Annotated in this window: 10 protein-coding genes; 8 read left to right on the top strand and 2 right to left on the bottom strand. The window is 54.1% G+C overall.

Annotated elements, in window-relative coordinates:
- Window positions 1-75: 75 nt before the first annotated feature.
- From tssF to ACX9GT_RS15360, 8 genes are all read left to right on the top strand, one after another.
- The gene (tssF, locus tag ACX9GT_RS15395; RefSeq protein WP_473187605.1) at window positions 76-1,839 is read left to right on the top strand and encodes a type VI secretion system baseplate subunit TssF; all 1,764 of its coding nucleotides are present in this window, start codon (window positions 76-78) and stop codon (window positions 1,837-1,839) included.
- Window positions 1,803-2,897 (top strand): type VI secretion system baseplate subunit TssG, encoded by a 1,095-nt coding sequence (gene tssG, locus ACX9GT_RS15390; RefSeq protein WP_473187604.1) that lies wholly within the window; start codon window positions 1,803-1,805, stop codon window positions 2,895-2,897. The genes tssF and tssG overlap by 37 nt, the downstream gene beginning before the upstream one ends.
- Window positions 2,878-3,408 carry a type VI secretion system lipoprotein TssJ gene (tssJ, locus tag ACX9GT_RS15385; RefSeq protein ID WP_473187603.1) on the top strand — a complete coding sequence of 177 codons (531 nt, stop codon included), beginning with the start codon at window positions 2,878-2,880 and terminating at the stop codon, window positions 3,406-3,408. The genes tssG and tssJ overlap by 20 nt, the downstream gene beginning before the upstream one ends.
- A gap of 3 nt (window positions 3,409-3,411) precedes the next feature.
- Window positions 3,412-3,846: a type VI secretion system baseplate subunit TssE gene (tssE, locus tag ACX9GT_RS15380; RefSeq protein WP_473187602.1), complete on the top strand. Its 435-nt coding sequence runs from the start codon at window positions 3,412-3,414 to the stop codon at window positions 3,844-3,846.
- A 212-nt stretch (window positions 3,847-4,058) separates the two neighbouring features.
- Window positions 4,059-4,637 (top strand): hypothetical protein, encoded by a 579-nt coding sequence (locus ACX9GT_RS15375; protein WP_473187601.1) that lies wholly within the window; start codon window positions 4,059-4,061, stop codon window positions 4,635-4,637.
- 284 nt (window positions 4,638-4,921) lie between these two features.
- The gene (locus tag ACX9GT_RS15370; RefSeq protein ID WP_473187600.1) at window positions 4,922-5,827 is read left to right on the top strand and encodes a hypothetical protein; all 906 of its coding nucleotides are present in this window, start codon (window positions 4,922-4,924) and stop codon (window positions 5,825-5,827) included.
- A 487-nt stretch (window positions 5,828-6,314) separates the two neighbouring features.
- Entirely contained in the window at window positions 6,315-6,854 is a 540-nt protein-coding gene (locus tag ACX9GT_RS15365; RefSeq protein ID WP_473187599.1) for a DUF2058 domain-containing protein, read from the top strand.
- Between the two features lie 349 nt (window positions 6,855-7,203).
- Complete coding sequence (locus tag ACX9GT_RS15360; RefSeq protein WP_473191604.1) at window positions 7,204-8,499, top strand: O-acetylhomoserine aminocarboxypropyltransferase/cysteine synthase family protein; 1,296 nt, start codon at window positions 7,204-7,206, stop codon at window positions 8,497-8,499.
- Between the two features lie 94 nt (window positions 8,500-8,593).
- Here the strand turns inward: ACX9GT_RS15360 and ACX9GT_RS15355 are convergent, their stop codons facing one another.
- On the bottom strand, window positions 8,594-17,164 hold the full coding sequence (locus ACX9GT_RS15355) for a GH36-type glycosyl hydrolase domain-containing protein (protein WP_473187598.1): 8,571 nt from the start codon (window positions 17,162-17,164) through the stop codon (window positions 8,594-8,596).
- Window positions 17,165-17,442: 278 nt separating this feature from the next.
- Window positions 17,443-17,877: a flagella synthesis protein FlgN gene (locus tag ACX9GT_RS15350; RefSeq protein WP_473187597.1), complete on the bottom strand. Its 435-nt coding sequence runs from the start codon at window positions 17,875-17,877 to the stop codon at window positions 17,443-17,445.
- Window positions 17,878-17,885 lie beyond the last annotated feature (8 nt).

Here is a 17,885-nt window from a genome sequence, read left to right as displayed (position 1 = left end):
TGCAAGGCAAGCGGCGCAGCGAGATGTAGCTGATTTACCCTCGATTTTTCCTTTTACGTCAACCGAGTACCCGACATGGAAGATTTAACCCTACGCTATTTCGAAGCCGAAATGCGCTATTTGAAAGAGGCGGCCCGCGAGTTTGCCGATGCGCACCCGGATCGTGCCGCCCAACTTAGCCTGGACCGGGTGGGGGATATCGATCCCTACGTTGAGCGCCTGTTTGAAGGGTTTGCCTTCTCGATGGGGCGGTTGCGTGAAAAACTCGATGATGACCTGCCGGAGTTCACCGAAGGGTTGGTCAGCCTGCTGTGGCCGCACTATCTGCGCACCATCCCGTCGCTGTCGGTGGTTGAACTGGCCCCAGACGTCAGCCAGATGAAGATGCAAGAAAAGGTGCCGCTGGGGTTTGAGGTGCTCTCTCAGCCGGTTGGCCCGAAAAATACCGTCTGCCGTTATCGCACCACGCAAGAGATGCGCCTGAACCCGATTGCGCTTGAAACGGCACAGATGGCCACCGAACCGGATGGCCGTTCGGTGCTGCGGCTGCGTTTTCGCGTCAGCGAACTGGTGGATGTGGGGCAGATGGATCTGAGCCGCCTGAGCCTGTACCTCAATGCCGATGCGCCGGTCAGTGCCGCGCTGCATCTGGCATTGACCAAACAGCAGGCCGCGCTCTACCTGCGGGTGCCGGGTGCAGCAGATCGCCAGCCGCTGAAGGGTTATTTCTCCCCCGGCGGCTTTGCCGATGAAGACCGCCTGTGGCCGAAAGGCGACAGTGCCTTCAGCGGCTACCAACTGCTGCTGGAGTATTTCACCTTCCGCGAAAAATTCATGTTTGTGCACCTGCATGGGCTGGAGAGCATGGTGCTGCCGCCGCGCGCCAGTTGGTTTGAGCTGGAGGTGGTGCTAGGGACGTTGTGGAACCACGAACTGCCGGTGTCGGCCAACAACCTGCGTCTGCACTGTGTGCCGGTGATTAACCTGTTCACCATTGAAGCCGATCCGCTGATTATCAGTGGGCTGGAGAGCGAATACCTGCTGCGCCCGCGCCGCTTGCAGGACGGTTATACCGAGATTTATTCGGTAGACGGGGTCAGCGGCTCACAGCGCATTGAAGAAACCCAATACGTGCCCTTTACCAGCTTCCGCCACCGTGGGGGCATGCTGCGCCACACTGCACCCGAGCGTTATTACCACACGCGGGTGAAACGCGGGCCGTCCGGGTTGCATGACACCTGGCTGATTTTAGGCGGCCAGTCCTGGGAAGATGATCGGCTGTTTGTGCGTGAAACCGTCTCGTTGCAAATTACCGGTACCAACGGCCAACTGCCGCGCAAGGCGCTGCGCAGCACGCTGATTAACCGTTGCGAACAGTCGCTGCAAATCCCGCTGCGCGTGCAGAACCTGTGCCCGCCGACGTTGCCATGCTATCCGCCAGCCGAAGACCGCTTTCACTGGCGAGTGATGAGCCACCTGGGGTCGAACTTCCTCAGCATGATGGCCAGTGCCGAAGTGCTGCGCGGTACGCTGGCGCTGTATGACTGGCTGGATAACGAGATGACCCGCCGCAAGCTGGAAGCGATTGTGGAGGTGAAACAGCATCTGATACAGCGCTTTGAACAGGGCTTTTTACTGCGTGGTACGGATATTGAGGTGACGCTCAACAGCGACGGCTTCAGCGGTGAAGGGGATATCAACCTGTTTGGTGAAATGCTTAACCGTTTCTTTGCCCTGTACGCCGATATTCACCTGTTTAACCAACTGACCCTTATTCTTCAGCCCAGTGGAAAATGCTTACGATGGAACGAGAATCACAGCCAGCGCATCCCCGGCTGATAGCGCAGTTGGCGCCTCATGTAGCCAAAATCAATTTTTATCGTTTTTGTCAGCTGATTGAGCAGGCGACGCCCGGTTCGCCGGGTTTGGGGCGCAATCATCATCTGTTGCATGAGGCGGTGCGTTTTCGCCCTAATCCGGGGATGGGGTTCCCGGTCAGTGAGCTGAAGGCGCTGGAAACCGACAGCGAACACCCGGAGCGCCCGCCAACGGTGCGTACCACCTTTCTTGGGTTGTACGGCATCGAATCGCCGTTACCGACGCGCTATATCGACGACATTGCCCAGCAGCGCGAAGGAACCGAGGCGGTCACGGATTTTCTGGATATCTTCAACCACCGCCTGACCACCCAGTTTTACCGCATCTGGCGTAAATACTCTTACCCGGCCACTTTCCAACCGGGCGGGACGGATGAAACCTCGCAGTATCTGCTGGGGCTGGTGGGCTTGGGCATTCCGGGCACGGAAAAGCAGATTGGTGCTCCGGCGTCGCGTTTTCTGGCGCTGCTCGGCACGCTGCGGTTACCGACCCGTACCGCCGAAGGCATTATGGCGCTGGTCAGCCTGCTGGCACCGCGCACCCAGGCCCGCGTGACGCCGCATGATAAATTGACGATTAACCTGCCCAGCCCGGTGAAACTCAGCAGCCAGCACCCGGTCAGCCTGCAACGGCGCCCGGTGTTGGGCAGCCAGAGCGTGGACGTTAACAGCCAAGTGCTGTTGACGTTGATCACCGAAGACCCGCAGGAAGCGCAAGGCTGGTTGCCGGGCGGGCAACTGCACAGCGATTTGCTCACCCTGCTGCACGTTTATCTGGGCGCGCGTTGCCATGCCCGGCTGCAACTGACGTTACCGCGGCACCTGCTGCCCGCCGCGCAACTGTGTAGTTCCCCTGCGGCAGGCACGGTGCAACTGGGGCGCACTGCCGTGCTGCCGGGTATTCCGCTGGCGTCTTCCGCGCGTAACCCGCAGACGGTGACCGTCAGCCTGGGCCGTTATCAAGGTTTAACCGCTAATCCACAACATCGAGAGGCTGCCAATGGCAATTACTCGTTTTAAGTTCCTCCTGCCGATGATTGCCCTGAGCGGTATGCTGGCTGGCTGCGGCCTGAGCCAGTCCGTCAGCAACGGCACGGCGTCCGCCACCAAAGCGATTTTTTACAAGCAGGTCACTACGCTGCATCTGGACTTTACGGCACGCAGCGCTAGCAATAACAACCCGAGCGGTGTGCCGCTCTCTACCGTGGTGCGCGTCTACCAGCTCAAAGACCGCAAGGCGTTTGATACGGCGGATTACCGTGCGCTGTCAGCCGCTGACACCCTGGAGATCAAGGCCGATCTGCTGGCGGATCGCGATATACGCTTGCCACCGGAAGGGGCTTATTCACTGGAGATGCCGATGGAGAAAGAGGCGCAGTATGTGGCGGTGGTGGCACTGTTCCTGGCTCCAGAGATTGAGCAGAACACCTGGCGCGTGGTGATGAAACGTGATGAGCTTGATCCGGATAAACCACGCAAGATTGAGCTGAATAATAATCGGCTGGTGCTGCAACCGGTTAAAAAGGAGTGACGTATGCCTCATCCCAAAACCCCCTCGCTGTACGAAATACTGACGCAGAACTTCAGCGGTGGATTGCCGTTGCAGCAGGTTAATGAGGACGACCAACGCATTCTGTCGGTGCTGGATAATCTGCAACGTATTCTCAACAGCCGGGCGGGCCAGTTGGCCCACCTGCCGGATTATGGGCTGCCGGACATGAGTGAAATCCTGCAAGGGATGCCCGGTTCGGCCCACAGCCTGATGGCTACCCTGCAACACGTGCTGATGAAATATGAGCCGCGCATTGCGGGTGTCAGTATTGCGCTGTTGCCGCAGAAGATGCCTGGGGAACTGGAGTATGCGCTGGAGGCGGAACTGAAAGGGATAGGGCGGGTGTCATTCGGCACCACCTTTACGCCGGAAGGTAAAATCCTGGTCCGTCACTTGAAACAGCAAAATTACGTCTGATCGCCCTCTCAGCATCTTAGCCGTAACATATTGATAAAAAATCAGGAAAAGCAGCGTGATTTCACTTTTCATCGGGTTCTTCGACGCTTTTTATCATTTGGGAAACAGGATATATCATGATGCATGTCAAACAACGTTGAATATTGACTAACAGTACAGAACCGTTATAGGTCACTTTAACTGACAAACATTAATCTGTATGAGAGGGTTTTATGAATATTAGAAGATTCTTGAACACTATTTTACTGTTAGCATCAAGTTGTTGTTTTAGCGGTTTCTTAAGTGCGGGCGAAACAGGCACGCTTACGGTGCGATTTGGTCACACAACAGAGGATACGTTTAAGGCCACTCATCCTGATGCCGTCAACTTGGGTTTTAATAAAAACCTGCAAGGAACGATTTACCTGAAGTCGGCAGAAACATCGCCTAATGCTTTCCATTTTGATGGCATGAAAAATGTTTTTACGTTGTTCGATCAGAATAAGAGGTTAATCGCTATATATACCCAGTTTGAAGGCGATTATTCGGCTATTGCCGGTGATTTTCTGACTAAAAAATACAGGCTCATGGTAAATAAAAAACCATTAATTGGCACGAAATATATGAAGTTATACAATAATGGCGTTTATATTTATATGATAACTCCTTTGTTTTCAAGTACGTCTGTATTCTATATAACAACAGATGAACAAGATAAAATCTTAAAAGGTACGCCTGAAAGCCTATTTGAAAACGAGAGTGAAACTATGGATTTCCTCGTTGAAAAATGTTTTCCAAAAGTTATGAGATAACCATAAATAGGTTGGGTGGGTTTTTGACTTCTGTCAATTAATAACAGTAGATCCACTGGTCGTGACCTTATATCACCCTAAAGTTGATACCAAGCGTGTTATGGTTGTATTTTTCAGGGGCGGCACCGCGATGTGTTGGCATCGTCACTTGATGCGGCCATTTATACATCATGATGCAATGATTGATTTTACTTCTTGGGTTTTGGCAAATGCAAATAATAGCGAGAGTGTTGTTGAGCCTCACGGTACTTATCGCAAGTACCGTATGCTCGGCTGAAGAAGATATGTTAGATAATGTGGCGTATGAGCGACAGGCGCTTCTTGTCGTTCAGCGTTGGCAACTTGCCTACCAGAATAAAGATCTCAAAGAATTAGCGGCGCTTTATGCAGATAAAGTTGATTACTTTCACAAAATGATGTCGCGTGAAAAAGTCATTGCGGATAAATCAGTATTTTTCAATTCAAATAAAAAGAAATTCTTATCACAATCGATCGTCAGCACGATCAGCGTTAATGCAGATGGAAATAATACCGACGATGGTGGTTTGGACGACGGCATGCGCGCAGAGTTTATAAAGCAGGTCAATGTGGGGGGGCAAACGCAAAATTACCCTGCCAGTTTGTATATAAAACCGAACGCTTCGGGGCAATGGCAGATTATCGCTGAGTCTGATGGTATTACAGATGCTAATCTTGGTTTCGATGACGATAGCCGCCAAGTGGTAAGAGGCAAGTTCGACGGTATTCAACGGCAATATGCTTGGGTAAATAGCCGCAATGCTAAAACCGGCGGCGGCTGTAATAATGGCGATGATTGCAATTGTTATCTCTGGGCATCAAAAGCAGAAGTTAAACCTGCAATCATACCTCGGTGTATTAACGCATCACTGGAAGTCGTCTCGGGGCTGGACAGCAGCGGGCGCGATCGTCTGCAACTGATTGACCAGCGTTGGCAAGGAGGCTGGGTGGCAATTCATTTGTACGATATCCAGCACTCACGGTGGACACCGGCGATTCGAACCGTGAGCACCAATATCAGTGAAATAGAACAGGTTGCCGGAGCATTAGTGACCCCCGATCCGGCAAAACCGGGATATGTACGGGTCACTGAAACCACCCCAGACCCTGATACCGCTGAGTTTATCAATAAGACAGAGGTGTTACCGTTAAATATTCTGCCTGTTCAATAAGTTCTGATGCAACCTGTGCTTGAGTACCTTGGCGCAGCGCTGCGGTAAATAACGTTAAGAATGTGAAATGACGAGACGGTGAAAGAGTTACTCAATAAATCCAGCAAACAGTGGCGTGTGAAGGAGATGGATATCTGTTCACCGGAACCCCCATATTGGTATCTTGAGGATAAAGATCTGACTATGCCTTGCGAGGTTTATGCGGGTTTGAATAATGGAGGGAATAGTAGCCTTGAGGAGCGTTGCAGGATTCAAAGCAACAAGCTCCGTTAAGCGCACTGATACTCTGGGCCAATCAGAACTGAGATTCGGCTCGGTGCGGGCATGACTAACAGAGCGTTGTGCCAAAACCTGAGCGCTGGTCACGCCAGCCTCTGAGTGATCCCTGCAAACTCAAGCCACACAGCGATCTGCTCCTGCAACCTGGTACAGACTTAAAAATTACAGGTATAATCCCACAAATTATCCAATTGGTTTAGAAACGAAGATGACAAAACTCACCTTACAAGAGCAGATGCTAAAAGCTGGATTAGTAACCAGCAAAAAAGTGGCCAAAGTTCAAAGAACGGCTAAAAAGTCACGGGTTCAGGCTCGTGAGGCAAAAGAGGCGGTGGAAGAAAATAAAAAAGCACAGCTTGAGCGCGATAAACAGCTAAGCGAACAACAAAAACAGGCTGCTTTATCTAAAGAATATAAAGCTCAGGTAAAGCAGTTGATTGAAATGAACAGAATCGATATTTCAAAAGGCGATATCGGTTTTAACTTCACAGATAATAATCTAATTAAAAAAATTGTTGTGGATAAGCTGACTCAAGCTCAGCTGATTAGTGGTCGCCTTGCCATTGCTCGTTTGGTTGTTGATAGCAGTGGCAAGAGTGAATACGCTATTATCCCCGCGAGCGTAGCCGATAAAATTGCGCAGCGAGATACGAACAGCATTGTATTAAACAGTGCGCTCAGTCAGGAAGAGCAAGATGAAGATGATCCGTATGCCGATTTTAAAGTGCCCGATGATTTGATGTGGTAATTAACGTTTTGCAGATGCTTATGTATGAAAAGCCCTTCAGGGCTTTTCATTAAGATGTTATGTGGGCATAGAAAAACGTAGGGTGATTCTGGCTAATTGCCAACACCTTTGCTGCCAGCCTGACTGGATTAGGTCTTTTGGTGGCCAAATATTTACTGACCCCGGTAATGGAAATGTGAGAACGTATCAACAATAAAATCCATGTCAGGTTCAAGCATAAAATAATCTGGGGCAGGGGTTTCGCTCGGTATTCATCTAACGTAATGCTTTTTATTTATAATGAATTTTTAAAAGTGCATCGTATTCTGCTTACGAATTACCCATGGCAATCTTACATAGAGACTATTTTATGAAACTGGAATCGTTGGCTTTACATCATGGTTATGTGTCAGAAGCGACCACCAAATCGGCCGCTGTCCCTATTTATCAAACAACGTCTTATACCTTTGATGACACACAGCATGGGGCCGATCTTTTCGATCTGAAAGTGGCGGGTAATATCTACAGTCGCATTATGAATCCAACGACGGCCGTCCTTGAGGAACGGCTTGCCGCTATTGAAGGTGGTGTCGGTGCTCTTGCTGTCGCTTCTGGGATGGCGGCTATCACCTATTCTATACAGGCGTTGACTGAAGTTGGCGACAATATTGTCAGCACCAGCCAACTCTATGGTGGAACCTATAATTTTTTTGCCCATACGTTACCCCGTCAGGGTGTTGAAGTCCGCATGGCTAGCTTTGACGACTTTGCTGGCCTGGAATCTCTTATTAACGAGCGGACGAAAGCGTTGTTCTGTGAATCTATCGGCAATCCAGCCGGTAATGTTGTCGATATTGCACGCCTGGCACAGATTGCTCACCGGCATGGTATACCGGTGATTGTAGATAACACGGTGGCAACACCGGTACTGTGTCGGCCTTTTGAACACGGCGCTGACATTGTGGTGCACTCACTGACCAAGTATATCGGCGGACACGGAACGACCATTGGCGGGATTATTATCGATTCAGGAAAATTCGACTGGGTTGCCAACAAATCTCGCTTTCGTCTGTTGAACGAACCAGACCCTTCCTATCACGGCGTAGTGTATACCGCAGCGTTTGGCCCTGCTGCTTACATAGGCCGCTGCCGTGTCGTACCGCTGCGTAACACCGGTGCAGCACTCTCGCCGCATAGCGCTTTTTTACTGCTCCAAGGGCTTGAAACATTGAGCTTGCGTATGGAAAAGCATTGCAGTAATGCGCAGGCGCTGGCTGTTTTTCTGCAAAACCATCCGTTGGTTAATTGGGTTAACTACGCTGCACTTCCTGATAGTCCCTATAAGCCGAGCTGTGAAAAAATAACCTCTGGCAAGGCTTCAGGGATTGTGAGTTTTGGGATCAAAGGCGGGAAAGAGGCGGGTGGGCACTTTATTGACGCATTAAAGATGATCTTACGGTTGGTTAATATTGGTGATACCAAATCCTTGGCGTGCCATCCGGCCACCACAACTCACCGGCAGCTTAGTCCTGATGAGTTGGCTCGTGCCGGTGTGAGTGAGGACTTGATCAGGATCTCTGTCGGTATTGAGAATATTGAAGACATCATAGATGATGTTTCACAGGCGCTTCGAGCTTCGCAAAAGTCAGCCTCTTCAATCATTTGATGGCTTAAGGCGCTTTATGCTTACCTTGGCGAACAGGCATCTCGACCACGGAATTTGCCTAAGTCAGCAAACTCCGTGGTCGGTTCACTCCCGCTTAAACAAACACCTCAACCCGGTGGTCCACGCCGTCATCCCCGATCGGGATCCTGTAATCCGTCAGCACATTGCCATCCATCACCACCCGGTATTGCTCCTCGCTGCGCCGTACGGTGATGTGATAGCGGCTGCTGCCTTGCTGATAGCTCAGCAAGACTTCAGGCCAGCTGGCCGGGAGGCGCGTGTGGAGGGTGATAAATTCGCCGTGGCGCTCCAGCCCCAGCAGGGATTCGGTAATCAAGCGGTAGGTCCAGCCCGCAGAGCCGGTATACCAGCTCCAACCACCGCGCCCGGCGTGAGGATCTACCGCATAGATATCCGCACACATCACATAAGGCTCGACTTTATAACGAGCAACATCCGCATCGTTAAGGGCATGATTGATCGGGTTAATCATCGCCATCAGTTGCCATGCGCGCTCTACTTCGCCCATCTCAGCAAATGCCATCACCGCCCAAATTGCTCCGTGGGTATATTGGCCGCCGTTTTCCCGCACGCCGGGCAGGTAGCCACGAATATAGCCGGGGTTCGGGCCGTTGCCGTCGAACGGCGGCATCAGCAGCTTGATGATCCCGGCATCGGTATCAACCAACTGCCGGTCCAACTGCTGCATGGCCTGCTGGCTGCGCTCGGTATCGCCAGCGCCGGAAAGTATCGACCAGCTTTGGGCGATCGCATCAATCTGGCACTCATTGGCGGTGTGGGAACCCAAGGGTTCACCATTGTCGAAATAACCCCGGCGATACCATTCGCCATCCCAGCCATGGTCGTGCAGATTCTGCTTGAGCGTGGCGGCCTGTTCCCGGCACAACGCCTCAGTCTCGGCATCATCATGCTGCTGTGCCAGCGCGGCGTAGCCTTGTAACACGCTGTAGAAGAAAAAGCCGAGCCAGACGCTTTCACCGCGCCCCTCCATTCCCACCAGGTTCATGCCATCATTCCAGTCGCCACAGCCGATTAACGGTAAGCCATGCTCGCCAAACGTCAGGCCGTTTTTGATCGCCCGAACGCCGTGCTGCCACAGGGTTTCCTCAACGGAACTGAGCGAAGGATGTTCATAGCTGGATTCCTCGCCTGGGTTGAGCCTGCGCGCCTCAAGGTAGCTAACCTTCTGTTCGAGGATAGAGGCATCGCCAGTCACCTTAACGTAGTGGCAGATCGCCAATGGCAACCACAGATAATCATCCGAACAACGGGTGCGCACGCCGTTGCCCTGCGGTGGATGCCACCAGTGCTGCACGTCGCCCTCGACGAACTGGCGCGAAGCGCACAGCAGGATCTGTTCGCGCATCCTTTCCGGCGCGGCATGGGCCAGGGCCAGGCTGTCCTGCAACTGATCGCGGAAGCCATAGGCACCGCCAGACTGATAATATCCGCTGCGTGCCAGCATTCGGCAGGCCAGCGTCTGATACATCAGCCAGCCGTTGGTCAGCAGATTCAGCGCCGGATCCGGCGTGGTGATCTGGATTTTATCCAGCATCTGGTGCCAATGATGGTGAATGCGATCCAGTTCGGCGTGAGCTGCGTCTTCGTTGAGGAACTGGCGTATCAGGGCTTCCGCTTCTTGCGCGTTCTGGCCGATGCCTAAGGCAAACACAAAGGTACGCTGATCGCCGTCAATCAGGGTAGTGGCCGATTGCACCGCGCCGCATGGATCGAACCCGGCACCGGTTTTGTTGTATAATCGCAGGAGTTCCAGCGCCGCCGGAGCGGCCGGTGAACCGTTGCGCCCGAGGAATTCACCCCGATCGCCACTGATGGCGCAGTGAGCGCCGCTCACGGCAAAGAACGCGGTGCGCTCGGATCCGTTGCTGCCATAATAATTGTTGGCCAGCACGCCGCAGCCGTTAGCCACTCTGGCGGCAGAGGTCACCACATGGCGGGAAGAGGTTGAGCGCAGGTTGCCGAGCACCCATTCCACATAGCCGGTCACCAACAGTTTGCGGGTGCGGCCAGAGTTATTGCTCAGCGTGAGGGTAAACAGCTTCACCGCTGCATGTTCCGCCACCGTTACCGTCAGTTCGCTGTCAATGCCGGTTTCCTGATGCTCAAAAACGCTATAGCCAAAGCCGTGGCGCGTGAGGTAACTACCTTGCCCGCGCACCGGCAGCGCCATGGGCGACCACAGGTAGCCGCTCTCTTCATCGCGCAAATAGAAAGCCTCGCCAGAGCTGTCGCACACCGGATCGTTTTCCCACGGCGTCAGGCGATATTCATGGGCGTTTTCATACCAGGTATAGGCCTGGCCGCTTTCAGAAAGCACCGTGCCAAAGCTGGCGTTGGCGATCACGTTAGACCAAGGGGCAGGGGTGTTTTTACCTTCTTCCAGCAGGATTTGGTATTCACGGCCATCGGTTGAGAAGCCGCCCAAGCCGTTAAAGAATGCCAGATGCTCGGTAGCAAAGTGCCGCAGCGGTTGCAGGTTGCGCGGTAAGTTAACCTTCGGAATCAGCGGCTGCTGAATCGACAGGGTGGCTTGCATCCGCAGCGTAATCTGTTCCAGCAACCCGCCGCTCTGATCGTCGAGCACAATGTGCGCCACGCTCAGCAGCAGGGTGCGATCTTCCGGCGAAACCTGCTCGCCGTTGCGGATAAAGATCCCGCCGGATTTATCGCGCTGGCTGTTTTGCGCGTCTTCAGCGATCAGATCGACGATCTGATTGTGCAGGTCTTGGCGGTAACCGCCCATGCTGTCGTTAAGGATCACCAGATCGGCGCGTAACCCTTTTAAACGCCAGTAGTTATGGGCGCGGATCAGCGTGGTCACAATGCTGATGTTCTGCTCGTCGGTGACGGTGAGCAGCACAATCGGCAGGTCGCCAGAAATGGAGTGCCCCCACAGGCCAGCTTGCCCGCGCCGGTTCTGCATAATCACCCGCGATTCAGCACGCAGCTCATGGGAAGGGAACAGCACAGCACCGGCCAGGCGGTTAAACAGGCTGGCATCATCTTCGTTGGCATTGAGTTGGCGTAAAACCACTTGGCTGTGAGATCTCACCATTTCAAACACCCGATCAGCCAGATGGCTGTCGCGGTATTTTTCCATCAACGCCAGGGTGGTCGGGCGATCTTCGCTCACGCCATAAATAGCATCAATAATCACCGGCACCCCCGGTTCCAGCCGGATACGCTGGCGGATGGCGATCGCCGGATCCAGCACCGGGCCACAGGTGTTGCTCAGCGCGCCACCCTTTTTCAGCGCCTGCGGGTCGGCTGGCGTGTGGCCACGGCCAATAAATTTGGCCCGATCGGTTTCAAATGAGGTTTCCCGCTGGATGTCGCCGTGGATCACCATCATATGCAGCAGCCATGGGCAGGATTCGTTGGCTTCTCGCGGGCGGCGATGGCACAAAATCGCTTCATGTTGCGGCAACAGTTCGGTCTGTATAAACAGATTATTGAACGCCGGATGGGCCAGCTCGTTGGCGGCAGGCGCCAAGACCACTTCGGCATAGGTGGTGATTTCAATCACTCGGGCATGGCGTCCGCGATGGGTGAGCGTCATGCGGCGCAGCTCAACGTCGTCCTCTGGCGAAACCACGATTTTAGTCTGTACGCTGAGGGTGCCTTCCGTGCGGGTGAATTCGGCACCGGCATCAGTAAACAGCGCATGGTAATGTTCGGGGACCGTGCCCACCGGCTGCCAGGTGGTGCTCCACATCTCGCCGGTTTTCGGGTCGCTCAGGTAGCAGAAGGTACCGCGGTTATCGCGGGTGGTATCTTCACGCCAACGGGTCAGCGCAATGTCTTTCCAGCGGCTGTAACCGCCACCGGCCTGCGTCACCATCAGGTGATAATGGGTATTGGAAAGCAGTTGAACTTCAGGGATCGGGCTGCCTACGTCGTTGAATTCACGTGTTTGGTAGTCGATGGATTTCAGGCGGCCTTCATAAGACTCGAACTGGCGGCGCGGGCTGTAAAGTTCAACGGCATCTGGCATCCGTTCTTGTAACAATAAGCGGGCGGATTGGAATGAAGGGTTAGCGGCAAAACGATCGACCATTGGTGCATCGAGTAACAAGTGGGACAGCGCGAGAAAGCCCATCCCCTGGTGGTGTGCCATGTAGGATTGCACAATGGCATAAACCTGGCCGCGCGCCAGCCTGGAGGCGGTGTAATCCAGCGCCTCATAAAATCCGAACTGGCCTTTAGCGCCGTTTTTCTCCAGCACCCGCAGGTTAGTGTAAGCCTGTTGAGGCGCGACGATCAGCGCCATCAGCGCAGCATAAGGGGCAATGACGATATCGTCACCCAGCCCACGGCGCAGCCCCAACCCCGGCACGCCAAACGCGTGATATTGGTAGTTTTGCTGCGGATCAAACGAGAAATAACCGGATTCTGAAATACCCCACGGCACGCCACATTGTTTACCCCAGTCAATCTGGCGATCGACCGCCGACTGGCACATGCGGGTCAACAGCGTATTCGGGTAGGCGGGCATCACCAACTGCGGCATCAGATATTCAAACATCGAACCGCTCCACGACATCAGCGCGGGCTGTTTGTCGATCACGGTAAACAACCGGCCCAGAGCAAACCAGCTTTTCATCGGCAACTGATTGGCGGCAATGGCAAAGAAGTTGGTCAGGCGAATTTCCGAGGGCAGCAGATCGTATTTGCCGCTGTCCATTTTGGTGATATCGCAGTTATAGCCGACGCTAAGCTGCCTGCTGGCCTTGTGATACAGAAACTGGAAATCCATGATCGCATGATTATTCAGCCGTTCTTCCAGCTCCGCCATAATCGCCAGGCGTTGACGGGCTTCCCCAATGGCTGACTGCATGCTGGCCAACTGTTCCGGGCCGATCGCGGGCTGTTGATCGGCCAGCGCCAGCCACAGGGTGGAGGGCAGGGTAGCCAACTGGCTATCGGGGGCGATCCAGCTCAGCAGCAGCGCCCATTCCGCGCACATCAGGCCCAACTGTTTATCCAGCTTTTCCAGCCAGTCGAGTAACACGTTGTCTTTAGCGTCCGCCAGATTTAGCAAACCGGCAGCCAGCACCATCATCGCGTTCAGTTGGGTAAATAGCTGATTGAGCGGCAGTAATGCGAGGTCGTTCAGGTTTTTGCGTACCTGCCGCAGTAAACCCGGTGCGGCTTGGCCCCAGCGATCTTCGATTAGGCATAAAGTATCGTCGAGCCCGGCAATCAGGCGGGGAATATCCAGGATCGGCTGATGTTTTAATCCGCTGATGCCAGAACTGAGCGTCAGCAGGTGCCCGGCCAGATTGCCGCTGTCGACGCTGGAAATATAGCGCGGAGTTAACGGCACCAGCGTGCGGGTGTCGTACCAGTTATACAAGTGGCCACGGTAGTGCTCCATCTTGTCCAGCGTATCCAGCGTCAGGGAGATGCGCTGCAACACTTCGCCCTGCGGAATATAGCCAAAGTCCCAGGCGGTGAGGTTCGCCAGCAGCGACAGGCCAATATTGGTGGGCGAAGTACGATGGGCAATGGTCGGTACCGGGATCTCTTGATAGTTATCCGGCGGCAGCCAGTTTTCCTGCTGATTGGCAAAGGTTTCAAAAAACGACCAGATTTCGCGGCTGGTTTGGCGCAGAAAACGGCGCTGCCGATCGTTGATCGCCACCGACGGGCGCACCGGTTGCTGGCTGAGCCAACTCAGCAGGCGCGGTGTGATAAACCACAGCAAGCCGATCGCCAGGGCAACCGGCAGCAGGGCGGGGTTAAGTCTGGCGCTCAGCAAGGCCAGTAAAATGCCTGCGACCGGGTTCAGCCACATGGCCCGATAGAAATTGATCGGTTGCGCAGAAACCCCGGATTGGCTCTGAGCAAAACGGGTCCACTCATGCAGATTGCGCTTGCTGATGGTGAGCCGCCACAGCGTCACCGCAATCGCCCGCAGGGTATAGCCGCTTTCATGCGGCAGCGTGGCCAAGTGCAGGCCAATATGCGCTAAGCGTTTTAGCGTACCGTTCAGCACAATGCTCACGTGTTGCAGCAGCGGACGGCGGCGCGGTTTGCTGATTAGCCCCTGCAACAGCATTAGCAGGGTTGGCAGCAGCAGCATGATGGCGAATGCCAGCAGCCAGAACAGCGGATTCGGCGCGATGGTCAAAGTGTAAAACAGCATCATCAACAGGCTGGGGGCGACCAGACTGCGGCGCAGGTTATCCACCAGCTTCCAGCGCGACAGCACGCTGAGCGGGTTGGCGATGCGGCTGTTGTCTGCCAGCCGCACCCGCAGGCGCAGCCAGTTCAGCAATTGCCAGTCACCGCGGATCCAGCGGGTGCGCCTGGCAACGTCCACCAGATAGTTGGCTGGATACTGCTCATAAAGCAGCACGTCACTCAGCAGGCCGGAACGGGCATAGCAGCCTTCCAGCAAGTCGTGGCTGAGCACCAGGTTTTCCGGGCAGACGCCGCTGGTGGTGCAGATAAACATATCGACGTCATAGATCCCCTTACCGACGAAGGAGCCTTCTTTGAACAGATCCTGATAGAGATCGGAAGACATCAGGGAATAGGGATCATTACCGGCAACGCTGCTGGACATCGCCGCATAGCGGCTCTGCCCATAGCGCGGGATCTCTTCCGCCAGGCGTGGTTGCAAAATGCTATAGCCACTGACCACCCGTTTGCTTTGTGGATCATACACCGGCGTGTTAAGCGGGTGCGCCATGGTGGCCACTAACTGGTGCGCGGCCTCGCGCGGCAGCACGGTATCTGCATCCAGCGTAATCACGTACTTAACGTTGCTCAGGATTTCAGGGTGATTACCTTCCACGGTGGAGAACTGTTGTTGCTGATCGCGCAACCACTGGTTTAGCGCCGCCAGCTTACCGCGCTTACGTTCATAACCCATCCACTGCCCCTGCTGTTGATTCCATTCACGCTCGCGGTGCAGCAAAAAGAATGAGGTGCCCAGATTGGCCGGATAACGGCGGTTAAGCTGGGCGATCTGATGAACCGCATAGGCCAGCAAATTGGCATCTTCAGGCTGGGTTTGCGTGGGGGCGTCGGGGAAATCGGTTAACAGCGCGAAATGCAGGTGCTGCATCGCGTTACCCAGATAACACACTTCCAGGCTGTTAATCAGCTCGTCAATGCCAACTCGGCTGCCCAACATGCAGGGCATCACGATCAGGGAGCGAAACTGGGGCGGGATTTCGCAAGAGAAATCCATGCGTGGCAAGGGTTTTGGCGTTTTAAGCCGGTTGATAATTTCACTTAGCAGATTGATAGCAAACTGGCTGACCACGATCGCCGTCGGGATGGCTAGCAGCCAAAGTAATGGCGGGGTATCGCTGCGGTAACTTTCAGAGAGAATATAGAGGCTACCCACCGCCGTGAGCAGGCCCAAGCCGCCTAGCCAGGATAACAGTGACACCTTTTTCAGCATGGCGCGCAGCCGAGCCAACGGTGAACGGCGAATGGCAAGGCATTGCTCCAGATCACCCCGGCCTTTATCCACCAGATAATAACCCACGTGGCGCATACAGCCTTGGTCTGCCGCACTTTGCGCCAGCGATAACACCTGCTTGGCCACCTCGGCTTCACTGTGCGCACACTGGCGAGCCAGCGCTTCGATAATATGCCGGTAATGGTCGCGGGTATCGAAATGCATTTTGCCGTAAATCTGCGCCGGATCCTGGTTCAGGGTTTGTTCCACCAGGCTCATGGTTTCGGCAAATTCGGCCCAGTTCATATCGCTCAACTGGCGCAGGCTGGAGATACTGTTGCTGACCGAAAGCTGGCTGTTGGCCAACTGTTGGTTAAAGTTGAGGATGATCTGATCGCTGGTTAACCCGACTTCCGATAGCCGCTGCTCCACCCAGGTCAGCGGCAGGGCCAGCATCTTGCCATGGCCTTTCAGGCAGCGCACCAGTTCGGCGACAAAGGCGCTGGCACGCGGTGGGTTGGAGCTGGCCATCTCGGCAATAACAATGATCAGGTTGGCCGGATCGTTCTCGGCGCTGTCGAGCATTTTATTCACCCAGCGCGTAGCCAGGTTGCGTTCCTGCTGGGTTTCCGCCACTTCAATGCTGACGCGCCGCAGGTTTTCAATCAGCGCCAAGCGCAGCATCCCCGGCAACGCCCACAATTCACCCAGCGTCAGAATCGAGACTTTCTGATAGGCGGCGATATAGCGGGTCAGGCTGGCGGTGTCCCAACGGCCATCGCCGTGAGCAATGGCTTCGGTGGCAATATCATAAATACGCGGGCAGTGATGGGGCGCAGAGAGCTGCGGCAGCCCCTTGCCAAAGTTCTTCGGTAAGTGATGGCGCACCAGCCGCATCTGTTCTTCCACCAGATAAAAGTTATCCAGCAACCACTCACCCGCCGGGGCAATGCTGATTTTGCTGCCGCTGCTCAGAATATGGCAACTGTGGGTTAACACCGCTTCATTGTCATCCAGGCGTTTTAATAAAAAGTAGGGCGTCTTTTTACTGGCCAGCTTATGCGAACGCGCCAGCTTTTGGCCGTAGCGTTCCATTTGATCGATGGAAAATAGCTCAGCATTGATCGCTGCTTCGTCACGGCGTTCTTTTGGCGCAAGGGGCAGTTTGGGCTTATGACTAAGCCAACGCATAAAATTTATTTTCACTCATACACTCCGTAGCGTAACAGACACCGAGAGGCAGTCGCTGAAACGGGGAAAATGGTGCAAAAATAGTGAAGTGGGAAGCGTGGAGAACTTCACCGAAGGATGGGGATTTTGGCAAGGTATGCCGCGACTATAGCAAAATTTATCGTTGCAGAGTTAATTATTAGCTAATGAAATGTCAATGGCACTGATAAATAGCGTTTTATATCGGAAGACGGGATGAGCACGGCGTGAGGGAGATATTGGCTGCGGCTTGAAACCTGAAAGCCCGTTAATCCTTAAACCCCAATTTTGCGCCCCAGCAGGCTGCTGGAACGGGCCTGGCCATCAGGGCCATACAGCGATGAGTTCTGTTTGCTTAACACCGCCAATGCCTGTGCGTTGTGATCAAGATGCTGTTTGAGCAATAGCCCGTTGTGCTGATTCTGCTCACGCAGTTGCTGGCCCAGTTGCTGCACGCGTTGCCAAAGGGCAGCAAGGTGCGGATGATACGTATAGGGTGCCCGTAGCCCTTGGGGTTGTTCTATGTTTAACCGCTGTTTTTCCAGGTAACTGACCGTGGCCAGCAGTTGGCTTTTGCTGTCCGTAACCCGTTGTAATGCCACACCGGCCAGCGTATTGGCACACAGCAAGGCATGTTCCTGCGCGATCGTCGTGCCTAAGGCATTCAGCGTTGCCAGCAGTTTATCCAGCAGTTGTGTCAGGTCTTCCATCGTGATTC

This window comes from Serratia sp. YWN4, from assembly GCF_055790845.1.
The sequence above is the reverse complement of the archived record's forward strand: the minus strand, read 5'-3'. Positions and strand labels throughout refer to the sequence as shown.

Coding starts and splice junctions, on each gene's coding strand:
- tssF (WP_473187605.1), top strand. CDS start 76: ATGGAAGATTTAACCCTACGCTATTTCGAAGCCGAAATGCGCTATTTG.
- tssG (WP_473187604.1), top strand. CDS start 1,803: ATGGAACGAGAATCACAGCCAGCGCATCCCCGGCTGATAGCGCAGTTG.
- tssJ (WP_473187603.1), top strand. CDS start 2,878: ATGGCAATTACTCGTTTTAAGTTCCTCCTGCCGATGATTGCCCTGAGC.
- tssE (WP_473187602.1), top strand. CDS start 3,412: ATGCCTCATCCCAAAACCCCCTCGCTGTACGAAATACTGACGCAGAAC.
- ACX9GT_RS15375 (WP_473187601.1), top strand. CDS start 4,059: ATGAATATTAGAAGATTCTTGAACACTATTTTACTGTTAGCATCAAGT.
- ACX9GT_RS15370 (WP_473187600.1), top strand. CDS start 4,922: ATGTTAGATAATGTGGCGTATGAGCGACAGGCGCTTCTTGTCGTTCAG.
- ACX9GT_RS15365 (WP_473187599.1), top strand. CDS start 6,315: ATGACAAAACTCACCTTACAAGAGCAGATGCTAAAAGCTGGATTAGTA.
- ACX9GT_RS15360 (WP_473191604.1), top strand. CDS start 7,204: ATGAAACTGGAATCGTTGGCTTTACATCATGGTTATGTGTCAGAAGCG.
- ACX9GT_RS15350 (WP_473187597.1), bottom strand. CDS start 17,877: ATGGAAGACCTGACACAACTGCTGGATAAACTGCTGGCAACGCTGAAT.